Source organism: uncultured Tateyamaria sp., from assembly GCF_947497045.1.
Lineage (GTDB): Bacteria > Pseudomonadota > Alphaproteobacteria > Rhodobacterales > Rhodobacteraceae > Tateyamaria.
Window position 1 is genome coordinate 423,247 of sequence record NZ_CANMEU010000004.1, and the last position, 16,916, is coordinate 440,162.

General features: G+C 60.3%; 20 protein-coding genes. 5 read left to right on the forward strand and 15 right to left on the reverse strand.

Annotated elements, in window-relative coordinates; all coding sequences use genetic code 11:
• Positions 1-90 precede the first annotated feature (90 nt).
• Positions 91-798 carry a purine-nucleoside phosphorylase gene (deoD, locus tag Q0859_RS11610; protein WP_299151320.1) on the forward strand — a complete coding sequence of 236 codons (708 nt, stop codon included), beginning with the start codon at positions 91-93 and terminating at the stop codon, positions 796-798.
• A 62-nt stretch (positions 799-860) separates the two neighbouring features.
• On the opposite strand, the gene Q0859_RS11615 is transcribed toward deoD, so the two are convergent.
• The 14 genes from Q0859_RS11615 to Q0859_RS11680 form a co-directional block, all read right to left on the reverse strand.
• A complete protein-coding gene (locus tag Q0859_RS11615) occupies positions 861-1,703 on the reverse strand; it encodes a DUF1989 domain-containing protein (protein ID WP_299151322.1) in 843 nt (280 codons plus the stop codon).
• A 67-nt stretch (positions 1,704-1,770) separates the two neighbouring features.
• Positions 1,771-2,940, reverse strand: coding sequence for a type III PLP-dependent enzyme (locus Q0859_RS11620; RefSeq protein ID WP_299151325.1), 1,170 nt, complete (start codon positions 2,938-2,940; stop codon positions 1,771-1,773).
• Positions 2,941-3,147: 207 nt separating this feature from the next.
• Complete coding sequence (locus Q0859_RS11625) at positions 3,148-3,861, reverse strand: hypothetical protein (RefSeq protein ID WP_299151327.1); 714 nt, start codon at positions 3,859-3,861, stop codon at positions 3,148-3,150.
• A 4-nt stretch (positions 3,862-3,865) separates the two neighbouring features.
• Positions 3,866-4,645 carry a succinate dehydrogenase iron-sulfur subunit gene (locus Q0859_RS11630; RefSeq protein WP_299151329.1) on the reverse strand — a complete coding sequence of 260 codons (780 nt, stop codon included), beginning with the start codon at positions 4,643-4,645 and terminating at the stop codon, positions 3,866-3,868.
• Positions 4,646-4,662: 17 nt separating this feature from the next.
• On the reverse strand, positions 4,663-4,992 hold the full coding sequence (locus Q0859_RS11635) for a hypothetical protein (RefSeq protein ID WP_299151331.1): 330 nt from the start codon (positions 4,990-4,992) through the stop codon (positions 4,663-4,665).
• Complete coding sequence (locus tag Q0859_RS11640; RefSeq protein ID WP_299151333.1) at positions 4,989-5,645, reverse strand: FkbM family methyltransferase; 657 nt, start codon at positions 5,643-5,645, stop codon at positions 4,989-4,991. The genes Q0859_RS11635 and Q0859_RS11640 overlap by 4 nt, the downstream gene beginning before the upstream one ends.
• Positions 5,646-5,688: 43 nt before the next feature.
• Positions 5,689-7,494, reverse strand: a complete 1,806-nt coding sequence (gene sdhA, locus Q0859_RS11645) for a succinate dehydrogenase flavoprotein subunit (RefSeq protein ID WP_299151336.1) — start codon at positions 7,492-7,494, stop codon at positions 5,689-5,691.
• A gap of 16 nt (positions 7,495-7,510) precedes the next feature.
• On the reverse strand, positions 7,511-7,882 hold the full coding sequence (sdhD, locus tag Q0859_RS11650) for a succinate dehydrogenase, hydrophobic membrane anchor protein (RefSeq protein ID WP_299151338.1): 372 nt from the start codon (positions 7,880-7,882) through the stop codon (positions 7,511-7,513).
• Between the two features lie 11 nt (positions 7,883-7,893).
• The gene (gene sdhC / locus Q0859_RS11655) at positions 7,894-8,277 is read right to left on the reverse strand and encodes a succinate dehydrogenase, cytochrome b556 subunit (protein ID WP_299151341.1); all 384 of its coding nucleotides are present in this window, start codon (positions 8,275-8,277) and stop codon (positions 7,894-7,896) included.
• 151 nt (positions 8,278-8,428) lie between these two features.
• The gene (locus tag Q0859_RS11660; RefSeq protein WP_299151343.1) at positions 8,429-9,094 is read right to left on the reverse strand and encodes a DUF1194 domain-containing protein; all 666 of its coding nucleotides are present in this window, start codon (positions 9,092-9,094) and stop codon (positions 8,429-8,431) included.
• A 123-nt stretch (positions 9,095-9,217) separates the two neighbouring features.
• Positions 9,218-10,249: a MaoC family dehydratase gene (locus tag Q0859_RS11665; protein ID WP_299151345.1), complete on the reverse strand. Its 1,032-nt coding sequence runs from the start codon at positions 10,247-10,249 to the stop codon at positions 9,218-9,220.
• The gene (locus Q0859_RS11670) at positions 10,249-10,452 is read right to left on the reverse strand and encodes a DUF1737 domain-containing protein (RefSeq protein WP_299151346.1); all 204 of its coding nucleotides are present in this window, start codon (positions 10,450-10,452) and stop codon (positions 10,249-10,251) included. Before Q0859_RS11670 ends, Q0859_RS11665 begins: the two co-directional genes overlap by 1 nt.
• 4 nt (positions 10,453-10,456) lie before the next feature.
• The gene (locus Q0859_RS11675) at positions 10,457-11,011 is read right to left on the reverse strand and encodes an NnrU family protein (RefSeq protein WP_299151348.1); all 555 of its coding nucleotides are present in this window, start codon (positions 11,009-11,011) and stop codon (positions 10,457-10,459) included.
• A gap of 3 nt (positions 11,012-11,014) precedes the next feature.
• Positions 11,015-11,869: a CoA ester lyase gene (locus tag Q0859_RS11680; protein ID WP_299151350.1), complete on the reverse strand. Its 855-nt coding sequence runs from the start codon at positions 11,867-11,869 to the stop codon at positions 11,015-11,017.
• Positions 11,870-12,190: 321 nt separating this feature from the next.
• On the opposite strand from Q0859_RS11680, the gene Q0859_RS11685 reads away from it, so the two are divergent.
• Positions 12,191-12,523, forward strand: a complete 333-nt coding sequence (locus tag Q0859_RS11685) for a hypothetical protein (protein WP_299151483.1) — start codon at positions 12,191-12,193, stop codon at positions 12,521-12,523.
• Positions 12,524-12,618: 95 nt separating this feature from the next.
• Here Q0859_RS11685 and Q0859_RS11690 read toward each other — a convergent pair whose 3' ends face one another.
• Complete coding sequence (locus Q0859_RS11690; protein ID WP_299151484.1) at positions 12,619-13,374, reverse strand: sulfite exporter TauE/SafE family protein; 756 nt, start codon at positions 13,372-13,374, stop codon at positions 12,619-12,621.
• Between the two features lie 168 nt (positions 13,375-13,542).
• Between Q0859_RS11690 and mdh the strand changes: the two genes are divergently transcribed.
• The 3 genes from mdh (at position 13,543) to sucC (ending at position 16,778) form a co-directional block, all read left to right on the forward strand.
• A complete protein-coding gene (gene mdh / locus Q0859_RS11695) occupies positions 13,543-14,505 on the forward strand; it encodes a malate dehydrogenase (RefSeq protein ID WP_299151353.1) in 963 nt (320 codons plus the stop codon).
• A gap of 72 nt (positions 14,506-14,577) precedes the next feature.
• Positions 14,578-15,366, forward strand: coding sequence for an adenylate/guanylate cyclase domain-containing protein (locus Q0859_RS11700; RefSeq protein WP_299151356.1), 789 nt, complete (start codon positions 14,578-14,580; stop codon positions 15,364-15,366).
• Between the two features lie 218 nt (positions 15,367-15,584).
• On the forward strand, positions 15,585-16,778 hold the full coding sequence (gene sucC, locus Q0859_RS11705; protein WP_299151358.1) for an ADP-forming succinate--CoA ligase subunit beta: 1,194 nt from the start codon (positions 15,585-15,587) through the stop codon (positions 16,776-16,778).
• The last annotated feature ends 138 nt before the right edge of the window (positions 16,779-16,916 follow it).

A 16,916-nucleotide genomic window follows, 5' to 3' on the forward strand; every position in this document is an offset into this window, starting at 1 on the left:
ACGCCTGTACGGGGGCGTTTTCGCCCTCGTATCCAGCCCGCGTTTTGCGCTAGCCTGGGTCTGACCTTATCTCAGATCGGAGCATTTTTTATGACCGTCCATATCGGTGCCAAGCCCGGCCAAATTGCAGAAACCGTGCTGATGCCCGGCGACCCCTACCGCGCCAAATGGGCGACCGAGACCTTTCTTGAGAACGCTGAACTTGTGAATGAAGTCCGCGGCATGCTGGGCTTTACCGGTACGTGGCGCGGCAACCGCGTGACAATCCAAGGATCGGGCATGGGCATGCCGTCGCTGTCAATCTATGCCAACGAATTGATGGCGGAATACAACGCCCAAACCCTGATCCGCATCGGATCCTGTGGCGGGATGCAGACGCATGTCGGCATTCGCGACGTGATCCTTGCGATGACGGCCAGCACCATCACTTCCCCCTCCTCCGGCATTTTCCGCGAAGTGAATTACGCGCCATGTGCGGATTACGGATTGCTGTCAGCGGCGGTTGCGGCAGCTCAGGCCAAGGGCACCAAGACCCATGTCGGCGGCATCTATTCCTCGGACGTGTTCTATGCCGAACGCCCTGATCTGGACGAACAGATGGTGCGCCACGGTATTCTGGGCGTCGAGATGGAAGCGGCGGAGCTTTACACGCTGGCCGCCCGTCATGGTCGCCGTGCCCTGGCTGTGCTGACCGTATCGGACCATCTGCAAACGGGCGAGGCGCTGCCCTCCGAAGATCGCGAAAAGACGTTTGGCGACATGGTCGAGATCGCGCTTGAGGCTGCATTCTCCAGCTGATCCGCCTGATGAAAATGCGGATGCCTCCGGCGGGAGTACTTTATGGAACAATGAATGGGATATCAGCGTCCGTGTGACCGGTCGTATCCATTTGGATACGGACTGGTCCAACCGTTAAGCGATCCCTTCGCGGGCGCGAACACTTCGATCTTGAGCGGATAGCAGGCGGCCGCATCCGAAGAATGTTCGGCGCTGCAATCCCCACCCGGACAGGCGCTGAGTCCACCAAGCAGGTCAATCTCGGCCAGAAAATCGATATGATCGCCGGGTCGGACGGGCGATGCTTTCATAAAGTACTGTCCCGTATCGCGGGTAAAGCCCGTGCACATGAACACGTTCAGCACATCATGCACATGCGGCTCGGCCTCTGCCAACGGGACCCCGAGGTGGTCGGCCAGAGCCCGGGTCAGGTTGGAATGACAGCAATGATGATAATGATCCCCCTGCAACAGGTTGCCGGTATAGGGATCGCAGCGGGTGCCGATCACGTCGTGCACGGATCCTCCATATTGATCAATGCCGTACCATGCGAGGCTGTCGTGGATAACTGTCGCCATGGGGCGCAAATGTGGAAAACTGCTCCACGTCCGCTCACCAGTGGTGATGTGGGTGCCATGCAGCGCACGCGTCTTGCCCGAATAGAACCGCTCGGACAGATCATTCGCATTCCACAGGTTCAGGTCACCCACCTGCGGCCCTTCAACGCTTGAGATGCGGAAGATATGCCCGGCAGGGACGTTGAAACAGACAGCATCGCGGGGTGCCGCGATCACCTCATCAATCTTGGTCATCCCTTCACGCGCCGCGCCGTAGCGCACCATATCAGGTGCGGGCAGCGTGTCGTTTGGGTAACAAATCACCGGCGCAATCGCGCGCCGATCATCAGCATCTGTCGGAATATCCAATGGCGCACCTCGTGTGATTTGATATCAGGTGCGCCATTGGACCAATCCTTGCCCGGATCGGCAAGGGTTATATGACAACCACGTCCAGCGGCGGAAACCCATTGAACCCGATAGTGGCATATGTGGTCGTATAGGCCCCGCAGTTGCGGATGATCATACGATCCCCCGCAGACAGGCTTTGCGGCAGGTCAACCATCTTTTTCTCATAAAGCACGTCGGCGCTGTCACAGGACGGGCCCGCGACGATGCAAGGCGCTGCCGGACCCGATGCCGTGGGTGTCACGAACTGATAGCGGATCGCCTCGTCCATGGTTTCGGCAAGGCCCGAGAATTTGCCGATATCAAGGTACACCCAACGGTGCAGATCGCTGTTTGATTTACGCGACACCAGCAGCACTTCGGCGGCGATCGCCCCTGCTTCGGCCACGAGGCCACGACCGGGTTCGGCCATGACATGTGCCACATCGCCAAAGCGTGCATCGATCTGGGCCATAACTGCTGCGGCATAGGCGGTGGGTGCCTCGATGGCCTCGCCATAGAATGCGGGGAACCCACCCCCGATGTTGAGAAGATCAAGGTCGAAGCCCGCGTCCTTTGCCTTGGCCCAGATGGCTGCAATCTGATCCAGCGTATCACCCCACATCGCCGCCTGACGCGTCTGGCTGCCCACATGAAAGCTGAACCCACGCGGGCGCAGACCCAATGCAACCGCCAAACCAAGCAGGGCAAGCGCCTTGTCGCGCGTGCAGCCAAATTTACGGCTAAGCGGCCAATCGGCCTGCGATGTTTCGACAATCAAGCGGATATAGACTTCAGCACCTGGCGCATGCTCTGCGATCTTTTCCAGCTCTTCCTCGGCATCGGCGGCAAACAGTGTCAGCCCGGCCTGATGGGCAAATGCGATGTCAGAGGCCCGCTTGATCGTGTTGCCAAAGGAGATATGCCCGGCATCGGCCCCCTGGGACAGGCACAATTCAATCTCACCGCGCGAGGCTGCATCAAAATGCGAGCCCAATTGTACCAGCCGTTCGATGACTTCGCGCTGTGGGTTCGCCTTGACGGCGTAGTGGATACGCGCACGGCCCAGACCCAGAGCAAGCGCGCGGTACTGCGCCTCGACCGCATCAATATCCAAAACGAGGGTGGGGCGATCAAACTGATGGCGGGTGATATAGATCTCGGCACGGTTCGGGCGGATGGGCGTGAGGGCCGCGAAATCGGCGACATATGCGTTCATGGGTCATCTCCAATAGACATGGGCCGTTCAAGGCCGCGTAGTTCCAAGAGGAGACGTTACCGTCGCTACATACCGGACCCCGGACAGAGGCGCGTGCGTTGGCGTCTATGTTCGCCATATCTGCTCAAAGGTACATCATGGGAAGCTGTTATTTTTGCATGGCTGCATTGCGAAAAATGGAGGGGTTTCTGCCTGACGTCCTGCGGATCAGATCAGCACATGCCCTGCAAGCCCCAACAGGAACCCGAACACAGCCCCAAGCGGGGGCAGCCACGCATTTTCAAGGGGCACTTCGGGGGCGATATCCTGAAACATCAAATACAGAATACCCCCCGATGCAAGCATCATCACCGCCCCGATCAGCGGTGCATCCGGTCCGGCGGCGATCCCACCAAGGGCGGCCAGTGGCCCAAGGGGCACCATCGCAACAAACAGCGCCATCAACATCAGCACGCCGCGGTCGCTGGAGGCGCGGATCTCCTCCATCGCATTGAACCCTTCAGGCAGGTTTTGCAGCACCATCAGGATCGCCACCAGCACGGCTGTGGTCATATCGGCAGCGGCAAGCGCACCAAGGGCCATCGCTTCGGGCAGATAATCCATCATCATCGCAAGAAACTGGGCCGCGTTCGATCCGCTGGCCTTCAACGCGCGATCAATCAACGCGAACAGGCCCCCACCCACCGCGAACCAGATCAAGGCGGGCATGGGGGCAAGCCGGTCAACGCCCTCGGGGATCAGCACAAGCGCAATGGCCGCAAGCAGCGCCCCGGCTCCGAAGGCGACGACTCCATGGCGGGCTTCGGTCCTTGCCATCTGGGACAGCCGGGAAATCCGGCACAGGGACAATGCAGCGCCCGCAGGGATAGATGCCCCCGCAAGCGCCGTAAGGATCAGAGCCGCCCAAAACGGGTCGAGCATGAGATCACACCGTGCGGTCGACCATCATCTTCTTGATGTTCGCAATCGCCTCTGCCGGATTCAGACCTTTGGGGCAGGTCTTGGCGCAGTTCATAATCGTATGGCAGCGGTACAGTTTGAACGGGTCCTCAAGGTCATCAAGCCGCTCGCCCGTGGCTTCATCCCGGCTGTCGATGATCCAACGGTAGGCATGCAGCAACGCGGCGGGCCCAAGATAGCGGTCACCGTTCCACCAATAGGAGGGGCACGCGGTGGAGCAGGACGCACACATCACGCATTCATAAAGCCCATCCAGCTTTTTGCGATCCTCGATGGATTGCTTCCATTCCTTGGCGGGCCGGTTCGTCTTGGTTTCAAGCCAGGGCATGATCGAGGCGTGCTGCGCATAAAAATGCGTCAGATCCGGGATCAGGTCCTTGACCACGGGCATGTGCGGCAAGGGGTAGATTTTGACATCGCCCTTCACCTCGTCCATGCCATAGATACAGGCCAGCGTGTTGATCCCGTCGATATTCATCGCGCAAGACCCGCAGATACCCTCTCGGCAGGACCGGCGGAAGGTCAGCGTCGGGTCAATCTCGTTTTTGATCTTGATCAGCGCGTCCAGCATCATCGGCCCGCAGGTGTCCATATCAACCCAATAGGTGTCGAGCTGCGGGTTTTTGCCATCATCCGGGTTCCAACGATAGATCTGGAACTTGCGCAGGTTGGTTGCGCCTTCGGGTTTTGGCCACGTCTTGCCCGTCGTCATCCGCGAATTCTTGGGAAGCGTCAGTTGGACCATGTCAGGTACTCCTGTGGTTATAGCGTCAGGGCGGCGCTGCCGGCCCGGACGATGCACTGTTGTGTTTCGGGACGCGCGATGACGGTGCGCACGAGGGTTGCGGTGGCATCAGTGACACCGATCACCGCAGCCCGCGCAAATTCGCGGATTTCAAGGGCGTCCGCATTGTCAATCACGCAATCCGTAAAGGGGGCGACAGCCTGTTTGGGAACGGCCGGAAAGCGGGTGACAATCGCCTCGTTCACCGCCACCTTGGCACTGCGCCGTCCGACATCATCTGCCGCGCGCGTCGCCTCGTCACAGCCCACCAGGGCCAGAACGGCGATCAATACCGCGCCCCGGATCATGCCGCCCACCGTGTGAACAACACATCCATATGCCGCGGTCGCGCCCTTTTGCCGGGTCCGTCTGCGATTGCCATAATGTCACGCATTTCAAGTCCTGCCTGTGCCAGTAGTGTTATTGCCCTTGAAGGAGGGGCGACGCCCGCAAACCGTTTGCTGACGCTGAGTTCAAGGATCACGAAGTCGCAGCGTTTCAGCGTCTCACCGCCGCCTTGCAGTACCGCTGTTTCAAATCCTTCAGTGTCGATCTTGAGGCCAACGCGCCCCGGATAATCCGCCATCAGATCATCAAGCCGCATGACGGGCACATCCATCCTGTCAACCTGTGTAAAGGTATCGACAAGGACATCCGTCCGCTCCATCAGGCTCGCCATGGCCCCACCTTTGCCCGGTGCGGTTTCGGGTACATGAAGTGTCGCCTGTCCCGTTTCCGCCCCAAGGGCCACGGCGTGAAAGTCAAACACGCTCAGATGCCCGCTTGCCCGCACGGAGTCGCCGCAATCCGGTTGCGGATCCACCAGCACAAAGCGCGCATCGGGGAAGGATTTGTAGAGCCACGGCGTGCCGTCATGCACGCCCACATCCACCACCACGTCTGGCGTAAACCCATAGCCGCGCACATAAAACGCACGCGTTTTGAGAGGATGAACCGCCATCCCCTCAGCCCGCAATGTGCGCCGCATATCCGCCAGCATAGGGTCAGTACACCCGTGCTTTCGGCGCGATCTTTTTCAGGTCGATCCCGCCATCATTATGGCTGGTCAGCGGTTGCAGATGCACCCCGCGATACCCCAGAGAGGCCGCGTTGCCCTTGAACCAGACGAGGCTGTGCTTGCGCCAGTTCTCGTCGTCACGGTCCGGGTAATCCTCGTGCGCATGCGCGCCCCGGCTTTCCTTGCGCGCAGCAGCGGCAGTGATGGTGGCGACCGCGTTCGGCATCAGGTTGGTCAGCTCCAGCGTCTCCATCAGGTCCGAGTTCCAGACCAGCGATGTGTCCGACACCTTGAGGTCGGATTGCTTGGCCGACACGTCCTCCATCTTGGCCTGACCTTCGGCCAGCGTCGCGTCGGTGCGGAACACGGCCGCATCAGCCTGCATGGTTTTCTGCATCTCAAGACGCAGCTCGGCCGTGGGCACATGGCCCTTGGCATAGCGCAACCCGTCAAAGCGCGAGAATGCCGCATCAACCGAGCGTTGATTGGGCGTGGGCACAGGCGTGGAGGGATCGATGATTTCACCTGCCCGGATTGCCGCCGCCCGACCAAAGACGACAAGGTCGATCAGCGAATTTGAACCCAAGCGGTTGGCCCCGTGGACCGAGGCGCAGCCCGCCTCGCCCACCGCCATCAGACCCGGCGACACGTTGTCAGGCTTGTCGGCGGTCGGTGCCAGCACCTCACCCCAATAGTTCGTCGGAATACCGCCCATGTTATAGTGAACCGTGGGCAGAACCGGGATCGGTTCCTTGGTCAGGTCAACGCCTGCAAAGATGCGCGCGCTTTCCGAAATGCCGGGCAGGCGCAGGTCCAGCGTTTCCTTGGGCAGGTGGTTGAGGTGCAGGTGGATGTGATCGGACTGATCGCCCACGCCGCGTCCTTCGCGGATTTCCATAGTCATGCAGCGCGACACCACATCGCGGCTCGCCAGATCTTTGTAGGTCGGCGCATAGCGTTCCATGAACCGCTCGCCTTCGGAGTTGGTAAGGTAGCCGCCCTCGCCCCGTGCGCCTTCGGTGATGAGACACCCGGCACCGTAGATGCCAGTCGGGTGGAACTGTACAAACTCCATATCCTGAAGCGGCAGACCGGCCCGGGCCGTCATGCCGCCGCCATCACCTGTGCAGGTGTGCGCCGATGTGGCCGAGAAGTACGCGCGCCCGTAGCCGCCCGTGGCCAGCACGACCATCTTGGCGCTGAACAGGTGCATGGTGCCGTCATCCAGCTTCCAGCACAGGACACCCTGACAGACACCATCATCCGACATGATCAGATCAATGGCGAAATACTCGATATAGAATTCGGCGTTGTTCTTGAGCGATTGGCCATAGAGCGTATGCAGGATCGCGTGGCCGGTCCGGTCGGCGGCGGCGCAGGTACGCTGCACCGGGGGGCCTTCGCCGAATTCCGTGGTGTGCCCGCCAAAGGGGCGCTGATAGATCTTGCCCTGCTCGGTGCGCGAAAACGGGACGCCGTAATGTTCCAGCTCGTAAACGGCCTTGGGGGCCTCGCGCGCCAGATATTCCATCGCGTCCGTATCGCCGAGCCAGTCAGAGCCTTTGACCGTGTCATACATATGCCACTGCCAGTTGTCGGGGCCCATGTTGGACAGCGACGCGGCAATACCACCTTGGGCGGCAACCGTGTGAGAGCGGGTCGGGAACACCTTGGTCACACAGGCCGTGCGCAAACCCTGCTCGGCCATCCCAAGGGTTGCGCGCAGGCCAGCGCCACCAGCCCCCACGACAACCACGTCATATTCATGCGTCTCGTATTCGTAAGCAGCCATCTTGTGACCTCCTATTTCAAAGCGCCAGACGCGCGACGGCAAACAGGCCCGTCGCGGCGGCAGCATAACTCAGGCAGATCATCGCGAGAATGAGGACCTTTTGCATTGTTCCGTGCACGTAGTCTTCGATCAGCACCTGCACACCGTCCTTGAAGTGCATGAACGTGACCACGATTGTGAGGGCCGCAACGATCGCCGGGAAGGGGCGCGCGAAATAGGCGGTGACCTCTTCGTAAGGCGCGCCAAGGATGGACCCGAATGTGAACACGAACAGCGGGATAAGCAGCAGCAGTGCAAAGCTCGACACTTTCATCGCCCAGAAATGTGCGGTGCCCGATTTTGCCGATCCCATTCCGACGGCCCGTTTGCGGTCTGTAAGATAACGCATGATGCCCTCCGCTACAGGATAATGATGGTAAGAATGGTCAGGATGAACGAACCTGCAACGACCGCCCACCCCATCTTTTCAGCTGTTTCAAGGTCAAGCCCGATGGCGTTGTCCCAGATCATGTGCCGCACGCCTGCCAGCGTGTGATACCACAGCCCCCACAGCGAAAAGAGCAGGATCAGCTTGCCGAAGATGCTTGTGATAAATCCGTTGGCCGTCGCGAACGCCTCGGACGAGGTGGACGCCGCCAGCAGCCACCACACCACCAAAAGCGCCGAAATCAGCAGCGCATTGCCCGTGATCCGCGTGAGGATCGACGTCATTGACGTCAACTGCGGGCGGTAGATCTGTAGATGCGGTGAGAGGGGTCTATTGCCCCGGTTGACGTCAGCCATGGTGGGTCCTTTTTGGTTCCTGATCTCTTGATACCGGATTTTACGCGCAAGTCACGTGCCGCAAGGTCACATTTCGCGCGGTTATTTGGCGCATTGGCGAGAATACCCCCATTCGTGATCACACAGGAAAACGCTGTGATCACAAGATGCGTCATTCTGACAAGACCGTGACCTGCTTGGTGGTTTCCCGCTGAAGTTTACGCAGAATTTGTGCAGGATAATCCTCGAATCCATCCGCTGTGACCACAAAAGCGCCCGGCCCCGTGATCAGGTTTTCGTAGAAATAGCCTGTCAGGTCGGTCTGATCCGTCTCGATAGCGATGGCATTCACCGTAATCTGCGCGCGTGTCAGCGATGTGCGTTGCGCGCTTGGCTCCACCCCTTCATTCGATATGCCGTCACCGGACACATCAATCACCCATTTTGTGCAATGACTTACGGCATCAAAGGCGCGCTGCCCGACAATCAACGCCTCCCCAATCGCGGTCGAGAAATTGCGCCATATGCGCGGGTCCCGGGCCACAGTATCCGCAAGGGCCAGCACATCCGCATGGCTGTGCATCGCGGTCCACGCAACGGTCTGTTTCTGGCGCGATGATCCGGTCCATTGCAGCAACGCCACCTGCGCGCGTTGTTCAACCAGCGCGTCCGCCACGATCCCATCACGCAAGGCGGCTGCCAGCCCGTCCATCTGAATGCGGTATTCATCGGGGTCGACAGATCCCGAGACATCCACGGCCAGCAAAAGGGCCAGATCACAGGCTCGGGCACCAAGCGGCGCAAGCACCAGACATATCGCAAATATCAGCGGTTTCATGCCCGCACTCTACCCGCTCCATCGCCATGTGCACCTGACATTTGCGACAAGGGGCTAGCCAAAGGGACGGCGGGTGGGGCGTCATTGCCGCGCAAGCGGTCAATGCGCGTAACCCCCCGGCCCTCAGATCGGCATCAAGGCCCAATAATCCAGATCAAGCAGCACATTGGGGTCATATTTCCCATCCGCCCCGCGCAACATGAACGGATCGCCCCCTTTGGTCGCCACCAATCGCAGCCGGATCGCCCCCACACCGGGGGCAGAGGTCTCGGCCTTGTCCAGAACCTCGGACCACGCCCGCACCGTATCACCTGCAACACAAGGGTTCGCATGCGCCCCCGCATTCAGCCCCACGATCATCTGCGCGTTGGCCAAGCCATTGAACGACAGCGCCCGCGCCATCGAAATCACATGCCCGCCATAGATCAAGCGGCTGCCATCGGGACGGGCAGAAGTGTCAAAATGGACCTTGGCCGTGTTCTGCCACAACCGGGTGGCCATCATATGTTCGGCCTCCTCGATGGTGACACCGTCCACATGGTCGATCAACTCGCCAATCTGGTAGTCGCCCCACCGATGCGGTTCTCCGGCCAGCGCGAAATCGTAGCCTTCAAAGGTCAGGTCCTCGGGGATCATCAAAGTGTCGGGGGCCACGACCTGCGTCAGTTCCGGCACGACGGTCTCGGGGGCGGCCGCGTCCAAATCCCCTTTGCGCACCATCACCCACCGCACATAAGTCAGGACATCCGCGCCATGCTGATTGCGCCCGGTGGTGCGGACCCAGACCACACCCGTCTTGCCGTTCGAGTTCTGCTTCAGCCCGATCACCTCGGACTGCGCGGTCAGTGTGTCCCCCGGCCAGACCGGGGCCAGCCAACGCCCTTCGGCGTAACCCAGATTGGCCACCGCATTCAGCGACACATCGGGCACCGTTTTGCCAAATACCGTGTGGAACGCGATCATATCATCCAGCGGCGCGGCGGCCAAACCGCAGCCCTGCGCGAAGCTGTCGGAAGAATAGAGCGCATGGCGTGCCGGATAAAGCGCATGATAAAGTGCCCGTTCCCCGCCCGACAGGGTTCGTGGCATCGAATGGGTCAGCACCTGACCCACGTCATAGTCCTCGAAAAACCGGCCCGCATTCGTCTTGGCCATCACTGCGCCCCCAGCTTGGTCTCGGGTGTGTAGGTGCCCTCCACCTCTTTGGTGACCGCCTGCCCACAGCGCATGACGCCCGCCGCATGGTCCCATGTTTGGGTCGGGCTGCCATGCAGCTCCCAACCCTTGTTCAGCGCATCCGTTACCTTGTGACAAAAGGCCGATGTGTCCTCTGCGGACAAAAAGCGATAAAGTTTCATGGGTTTACCCCGGGAACGGCCAGACGCCGAGCCAATTGTGCACAAATCCGATCACCCCCAGCAACACGGCGGATCCCACAAGGAACATCGCATCCTTGGCATAGCTGCCGCCGGTATTGGGTGTCCACTCGGGCTGTGCCGTGTTGATGATCCGCCCGGTGACGATAGCCCAGATCAGAAGCCCTCCGAACATCACAAGCGACGCCGCATCCCCGTTCACCAGCAAGTGTGCGGTGGCCCAGATCGCAAATCCCGTCAGCATCGGGTGGCGCATACCCTGCAACAGCTTGCCGCGCTTGGGTGCCGGGCTGAGCATATAAATCGCAACCAGCATCAGGAGGTTATTGATATGGACCATGAAGCTGGGCGGGGTCCAGACGGGGATAAACGGCGTCCCTCGATATCCAATGACCATCAGCACGATGGACACGCCCAACGCCGCCGCAATCACCCCCTTGCCGCGATCGCCCATGCCTGCCCGCCGCTCGGGCGCGACCCGTTTGAACAAATGCGCCCCCCACCACAATGCGACACCCGCAATCAGAACGATCCAGTCCATGGCCTATCCCTTTTCCATTTCAGCGATGGCATCGGCTTTGGCCAATGTTTCGCGCGCAGTCACGATGTGCAGATTTTCGACGATCCGTCCATCGACAACGGCGACGCCCTGGCCACTGGCCTCGATTTCCTCGAAGGCCGCGATCTGGCGACGGGCCAGATCAATGTCCGCCTCAGAAGGGGAAAAGGCCGCATTGGCGACATCGACCTGCGCCGGATGGATCAGCGTTTTACCGTCAAAGCCCATGTCGCGGCCCTGCGCGCATTCCGCCTCAAGCCCGGCGTCGTCCTTGAACGCATTATACACACCATCAATGATGGCCAGCCCATGGGCCTTGGCCGCAAGCAGGCACAGCCCCAGACTGGTTTGCAAGGGCAGACGGTCGGGACGGAACCGGGTTTGCAACTCTTTGGCCAGGTCGTTGGTGCCCATGACCATGCCGTCCAGCATTGGATGGGCCGCGATAGCTGCGGCGTTCAGCATACCCAAGGGCGTTTCCATCATGGCCCACAGCCGGGCCTCACCCGTGATAGCCGCCAGCGCATCAAGGTCCGCTGTGCTGGACACTTTGGGAAGTAGGATGGCATCCGCCCCCATATCCCTGGCCGCCTGTGCATCCTGCGCGCCCCAGGAGGTGTCGAGCGCGTTGATACGGACAATCCTCATCCGCGCGCCATAGCCGCCGTCACTCAGCGCCTGGGCCAACGCGGCGCGCGCCGCCTCCTTTTCATCCACCGACACCGCATCTTCGAGATCAAAGATGATGGCATCCACAGGCAGCCCGCGCGCCTTGTCCAGCGCACGGGATTTTGAACCGGGAATATACAGAACCGAGCGGAGCGGGCGGGCAATAGACATCAGAGCATCCTAGGCTGCGTTATAAAGTTGCGCAGACAGGGGCATTTTTTGCGTGATAATTCAAGGCCCATTGCGCCGCAGCGCAGCAAAAACGCGCAGACCGCCGTACCGCGCGCGGCGTTAACCACTTTTTCAGGTCCCGGGCGCAGCCTGTGGCCACTCCGATCTTTCCGGGAGGGCCGTTTCAGCAGGGCCGCTGAACCGTTTGCGGACAGAAAGCACGGAGATGACTTGAACCGGGGCTGCCCGGTCATCACCGGACCTTGCCGGGTGGGCCAGATGACCAGCGCAGGCACCGTTTTTGCAAAGGGGCTGAACGATATGAAACGGATGACAAAAAGTGTGACATTGAGTGCACTGATACTGGCAGGCGCGCTGCAAACAATCGCGACGGGGGCCGCAACCGCACAGCAAAACCGCAATTGCGGCCCGCGCGACCTGGTGGTGGCCCGCCTGGCCGAAGGATATGGCGAAACACGTCAATCCATGGGGCTGGCGGCCAATAACGCGGTGATCGAGGTCTTCGCCTCATCCGAGTCGGGCTCGTGGACGATTACGGTCACGGCAGCCAACGGGATGACCTGCCTCGTGGCCAGCGGTCAAGCCTATGAGGCACTGGTCGAAGCACTGCCCGCCAAAGGCAACGACGCCTGATCACGAACCTTACAAGCTGTTCCAAAGGGCGCGCCGCTGGTTGCGCCCTTTTTCCTATCCGGCATGCCGTAAGGCGCACGTGTCGTGCGCCATGCTCACGTCAACCCGTCCCAGATCAGTTTGGTGCCCGTCAGGATCAACAACGCATAGGTCAGCACGAAAAACGCCCGCTCGGGCATGAGATGATGCGCCTTGACGCCCAGCCACGCACCAAGCAATGCAAAGGGGGCCAACGCCAGATTGGCCACTCCCGTTTGCAGCGTGAACATGCCCAGAAACGCATAAGGCACGAATTTGAAGATGTTGATGGCCGTGAAAATCAGAACCGTATTGGCCTGATACTCGGTCTTGCCCGGTTTCAACGACAACAGGTACACCGCCGCCGGGGGGCCACCGGCGTGGCTGACAAAACTGGTGAACCCCGCAACCGTGCCCGCTACAACGCCCACCCATTGCGGCAACGCAGCCTGCGCCAGTCGGATCCAGCCCTGCGCCCGGCCCACCTGCCAGATCACAAAACCCACGGAAATCGCCCCGATCAGTACCCGGAATACGTCTGCATCCGTGCGCGCAAACAACAACGCCCCCAAGACCACGCCCGGCAGTCCACCCGCCATCATCAGCACACAGACCCGCCAATCCCATTTGCCCCAATAGGGGCGCAAGGTTGCCGCATCCACCAACATCAACAGCGGCAGGACCACCCCAAGCGCCAGCCCGGGTTCAATCACCAGCGCCAGAACGGACGCTGACGCAAAAGATGCACCCGACCCAAACCCGCCTTTGGAAATACCCGCAAACACCACGGCAGGGGCGGCGATTGCGAAAAACCAGACATCCAGAACCAACACGAGGGGCGGGCGCTCCAAAACCGTTGCAATCCCTCCTCTTAGCGGGCTTGCCCCGGGCCTGCCAGCGCCGATCAGAGTCTGTGCCGCAGTGCAGCGCACTTGCGCCATCGCCTTTGGCGCGCTACCCATCCCAACAATCAGAACCCCAAATTTCGGAGACTTCCCCCCATGGCCAGACCAAAGATTGCCCTTATCGGCGCCGGTCAGATCGGCGGCACACTTGCCCATCTCGCAGCGATAAAAGAGCTGGGCGATGTTGTTCTATTCGACATTTCCGAGGGCACACCCGAAGGCAAAGCCCTTGATATCGCTGAGTCCGGCCCTTCCGAAGGGTTCGATGCCAAGATGAGCGGGACGCAGTCCTATGCCGACATCGCGGGTGCAGACGTGTGCATCGTCACAGCGGGTGTCCCGCGCAAACCGGGGATGAGTCGCGATGACCTCCTGGGGATCAATCTCAAAGTGATGAAATCCGTGGGCGAAGGCATCCGCGACCACGCCCCGAACGCCTTTGTGATCTGTATTACAAACCCGCTCGATGCGATGGTCTGGGCCCTGCGCGAGTTCTCGGGCCTGCCCCATGAGAAAGTCTGCGGGATGGCCGGTGTGCTGGACAGCGCCCGCTTCCGCCACTTCCTTGCCGAAGAATTCGGTGTGTCCATGCGCGATGTCACCGCCTTTGTTCTGGGCGGACACGGCGATACAATGGTGCCGCTGACGCGATATTCGACCGTGGCCGGGATTCCATTGCCCGATCTGGTCAATATGGGCTGGACCACGCAGGAAAAACTGGACGCGATCGTCCAGCGCACCCGTGATGGCGGTGCCGAGATCGTCGGTCTGCTGAAAACCGGGTCGGCCTTCTATGCCCCCGCCACCTCTGCCATTGAAATGGCCGAAGCCTACCTAAAGGACCAAAAGCGTGTGCTGCCTTGTGCGGCCTATGTGGACAATGCCCTTGGGCTCAAGGGGATGTATGTCGGCGTGCCCACGGTGATCGGTGCGGATGGCATCGAACGGGTGATCGATATCAAGATGACCAAGGACGAGCAGGCGATGTTTGACAGCTCTGTCGCGGCCGTCAAAGGCTTGGTTGAAGCCTGCAAAGGCATCGACGACAGCTTGGCGTAAAACCACCGCCACTGAAAAATATCGGGCCGGATGCCGTCGCATCTGGCCCGTTTTGCGTTTATATCCCCTGATATGCCCCAGTCGCGCCCCATTGAACGTAAACTGACCACAATCCTCGCAGCGGACGCGGCCAATTATTCGGGTCGCATGTCGCATGACGAGGAAGGCACCGTACGGGCCTTGCGCGCGGCGCGCGATGTGATCGACACGGCCATCACAGATGCGGGCGGACGGATTGCAAACACCTCTGGTGATGGTCTGATCGCGGAGTTTCCGTCCGTTGTGGGGGCGGTGCGCTGTGCGATCCATATCCAGACGACCCTCAATCAGGCCGATCACATGCTGCCCTTCCGCCTTGGGCTGCATCTGGATGATGTGATTGTCGAAGGGCAGGATTTGCTGGGCGATGGGGTCAATCTGGCGGCCCGTTTGCAGGAAATGGCCGACATTGGCGGCGTGCTGATTTCCCAGCAGGTGCATGACCATGTCCGCGGCAAGCTCAGCGGTGTGGAACTGCGCCCGCTTGGCCCCGCCACACCCAAACATCTGCGCGATGAGGTCGGGCTTTATGCCGTGGTGGCTGATGGCGTGAGCGCACCGCGTCTGCTTGACAATCTGGGCCCCAAGGTGGGTCCACCCACGGAGATGCCCGAACCCGCCCTGCCCGCCCCGATAACCGAGATGCGCGCCAAATTCGTCAAGGACCGGATGCGCATTGGTGGTGCGATTCTCGCCCTCGCGGTCGTCGATATCGCAACGGGCCTGCCGTTTGTCGTGACGATGATCCCGACGCTGATCCTGATCTACGTCCTTTACAAACGGTGGCGCGCACTGAAGGCGGTGGAAAAAGCAGCCCTCTGACGCGAACCACCGGATCCATCCATCCGCCTGCACCCATTGGGTTTTGATTCTAAATTTTCCGCATCTGCAATTTTGTGATCACACTTTTTTATGCAGTGATCACAAATGTCGCTTTTCCACTCAAAAAATCGCGACTGCGGCATATTACCCGTTTACGCGGCGTTCAGGGTTGGTCGTATAGGGCTGAACGAGATGCATAATTACGGGACCGATCTGCCATGAACATCCATGAATACCAAGCCAAGGCCCTTTTGCGCAGCTATGGGGCACCTGTCTCGGACGGACGTGTCGTGTTGCGCGCCGAGGACGCAAAGACGGCAGCGGGCGCGCTTGACGGACCGTTGTGGGTGGTCAAGGCGCAGATCCACGCAGGTGGGCGCGGCAAGGGCAAGTTCAAAGAGGCAGACGCCGGTGACAAGGGCGGCGTACGCCTGACCAAGTCGGTTGAAGAGGCCGCCGAGGAAGCCAAAAAGATGCTGGGCCGCACCCTTGTGACCCACCAGACCGGCCCGGCGGGCAAACAGGTCAACCGCATCTATATCGAGGACGGCTCAGGCATCGAGACCGAACTGTACCTTGCCCTGCTGGTTGATCGACAGACCTCACGCATTTCCTTCGTCTGCTCGACCGAGGGCGGCATGGATATCGAAGAGGTGGCCGCCAGCACCCCCGACAAGATCCTCAGCTTCAGCGTCGATCCCGCCACCGGCTATCAGCCCTATCACGGGCGCCGCATCGCCTTCTCGCTCGGGCTGACCGGAAAACAGGTCAAGCAATGCGTGGGCCTGATGGGGCTGCTTTACAAAGCGTTCGTCGAAAAAGACATGGAGATGCTTGAGATCAACCCGCTCATCGTCACCGACAGCGGTGATATGAAGGTGCTTGATGCCAAGGTATCCTTTGACGGCAACGCGATCTATCGCCACGCCGACATAAACGAGTTACGCGACGAGACCGAGGAAGACCCCAAGGAACTCGCCGCCTCCAAATACGATCTGAACTACATCGCACTTGATGGCGAAATCGGGTGCATGGTCAACGGCGCGGGACTTGCGATGGCCACCATGGACATCATCAAGCTTTACGGGGCCGAGCCGGCCAACTTCCTCGATGTGGGCGGTGGGGCGACCAAGGAAAAGGTGACCGAAGCGTTCAAGATCATCACCTCGGACGAGCAAGTCAAAGGCATCCTCGTGAACATCTTTGGCGGCATCATGCGCTGCGATGTGATTGCCGAAGGCGTCGTGGCCGCCGTCAAGGAAGTGGGCCTGAAAGTGCCGCTGGTTGTCCGCCTTGAAGGCACCAATGTGCAGCAGGGCAAGGATATCATCAACAACTCCGACGTGGACGTGATCGCCGCTGATGACCTCAAGGATGGGGCGCAAAAGATCGTGGCCGCCGTTAAGGGCTAAGATATGATGCGTGTGTTTCTATGTCTGGCCCTCGCGGGGATGCTTGCCGCCTGCGCTGATCGCCCTGACCGGACCCTGCCGCACAATCAGCCGGGTCTGCCTCCCCTGGGGCTGGCCCCTACGGCTGCGTGGCTTGAC

Coding starts and splice junctions, on each gene's coding strand:
- deoD (WP_299151320.1), top strand. CDS start 91: ATGACCGTCCATATCGGTGCCAAGCCCGGCCAAATTGCAGAAACCGTG.
- Q0859_RS11620 (WP_299151325.1), bottom strand. CDS start 2,940: ATGAACGCATATGTCGCCGATTTCGCGGCCCTCACGCCCATCCGCCCG.
- Q0859_RS11625 (WP_299151327.1), bottom strand. CDS start 3,861: ATGCTCGACCCGTTTTGGGCGGCTCTGATCCTTACGGCGCTTGCGGGG.
- Q0859_RS11630 (WP_299151329.1), bottom strand. CDS start 4,645: ATGGTCCAACTGACGCTTCCCAAGAATTCGCGGATGACGACGGGCAAG.
- Q0859_RS11635 (WP_299151331.1), bottom strand. CDS start 4,992: ATGATCCGGGGCGCGGTATTGATCGCCGTTCTGGCCCTGGTGGGCTGT.
- Q0859_RS11640 (WP_299151333.1), bottom strand. CDS start 5,645: ATGGCGGTTCATCCTCTCAAAACGCGTGCGTTTTATGTGCGCGGCTAT.
- sdhA (WP_299151336.1), bottom strand. CDS start 7,494: ATGGCTGCTTACGAATACGAGACGCATGAATATGACGTGGTTGTCGTG.
- sdhD (WP_299151338.1), bottom strand. CDS start 7,882: ATGCGTTATCTTACAGACCGCAAACGGGCCGTCGGAATGGGATCGGCA.
- sdhC (WP_299151341.1), bottom strand. CDS start 8,277: ATGGCTGACGTCAACCGGGGCAATAGACCCCTCTCACCGCATCTACAG.
- Q0859_RS11660 (WP_299151343.1), bottom strand. CDS start 9,094: ATGAAACCGCTGATATTTGCGATATGTCTGGTGCTTGCGCCGCTTGGT.
- Q0859_RS11665 (WP_299151345.1), bottom strand. CDS start 10,249: ATGGCCAAGACGAATGCGGGCCGGTTTTTCGAGGACTATGACGTGGGT.
- Q0859_RS11670 (WP_299151346.1), bottom strand. CDS start 10,452: ATGAAACTTTATCGCTTTTTGTCCGCAGAGGACACATCGGCCTTTTGT.
- Q0859_RS11675 (WP_299151348.1), bottom strand. CDS start 11,011: ATGGACTGGATCGTTCTGATTGCGGGTGTCGCATTGTGGTGGGGGGCG.
- Q0859_RS11680 (WP_299151350.1), bottom strand. CDS start 11,869: ATGTCTATTGCCCGCCCGCTCCGCTCGGTTCTGTATATTCCCGGTTCA.
- Q0859_RS11685 (WP_299151483.1), top strand. CDS start 12,191: ATGAAACGGATGACAAAAAGTGTGACATTGAGTGCACTGATACTGGCA.
- mdh (WP_299151353.1), top strand. CDS start 13,543: ATGGCCAGACCAAAGATTGCCCTTATCGGCGCCGGTCAGATCGGCGGC.
- Q0859_RS11700 (WP_299151356.1), top strand. CDS start 14,578: ATGCCCCAGTCGCGCCCCATTGAACGTAAACTGACCACAATCCTCGCA.
- sucC (WP_299151358.1), top strand. CDS start 15,585: ATGAACATCCATGAATACCAAGCCAAGGCCCTTTTGCGCAGCTATGGG.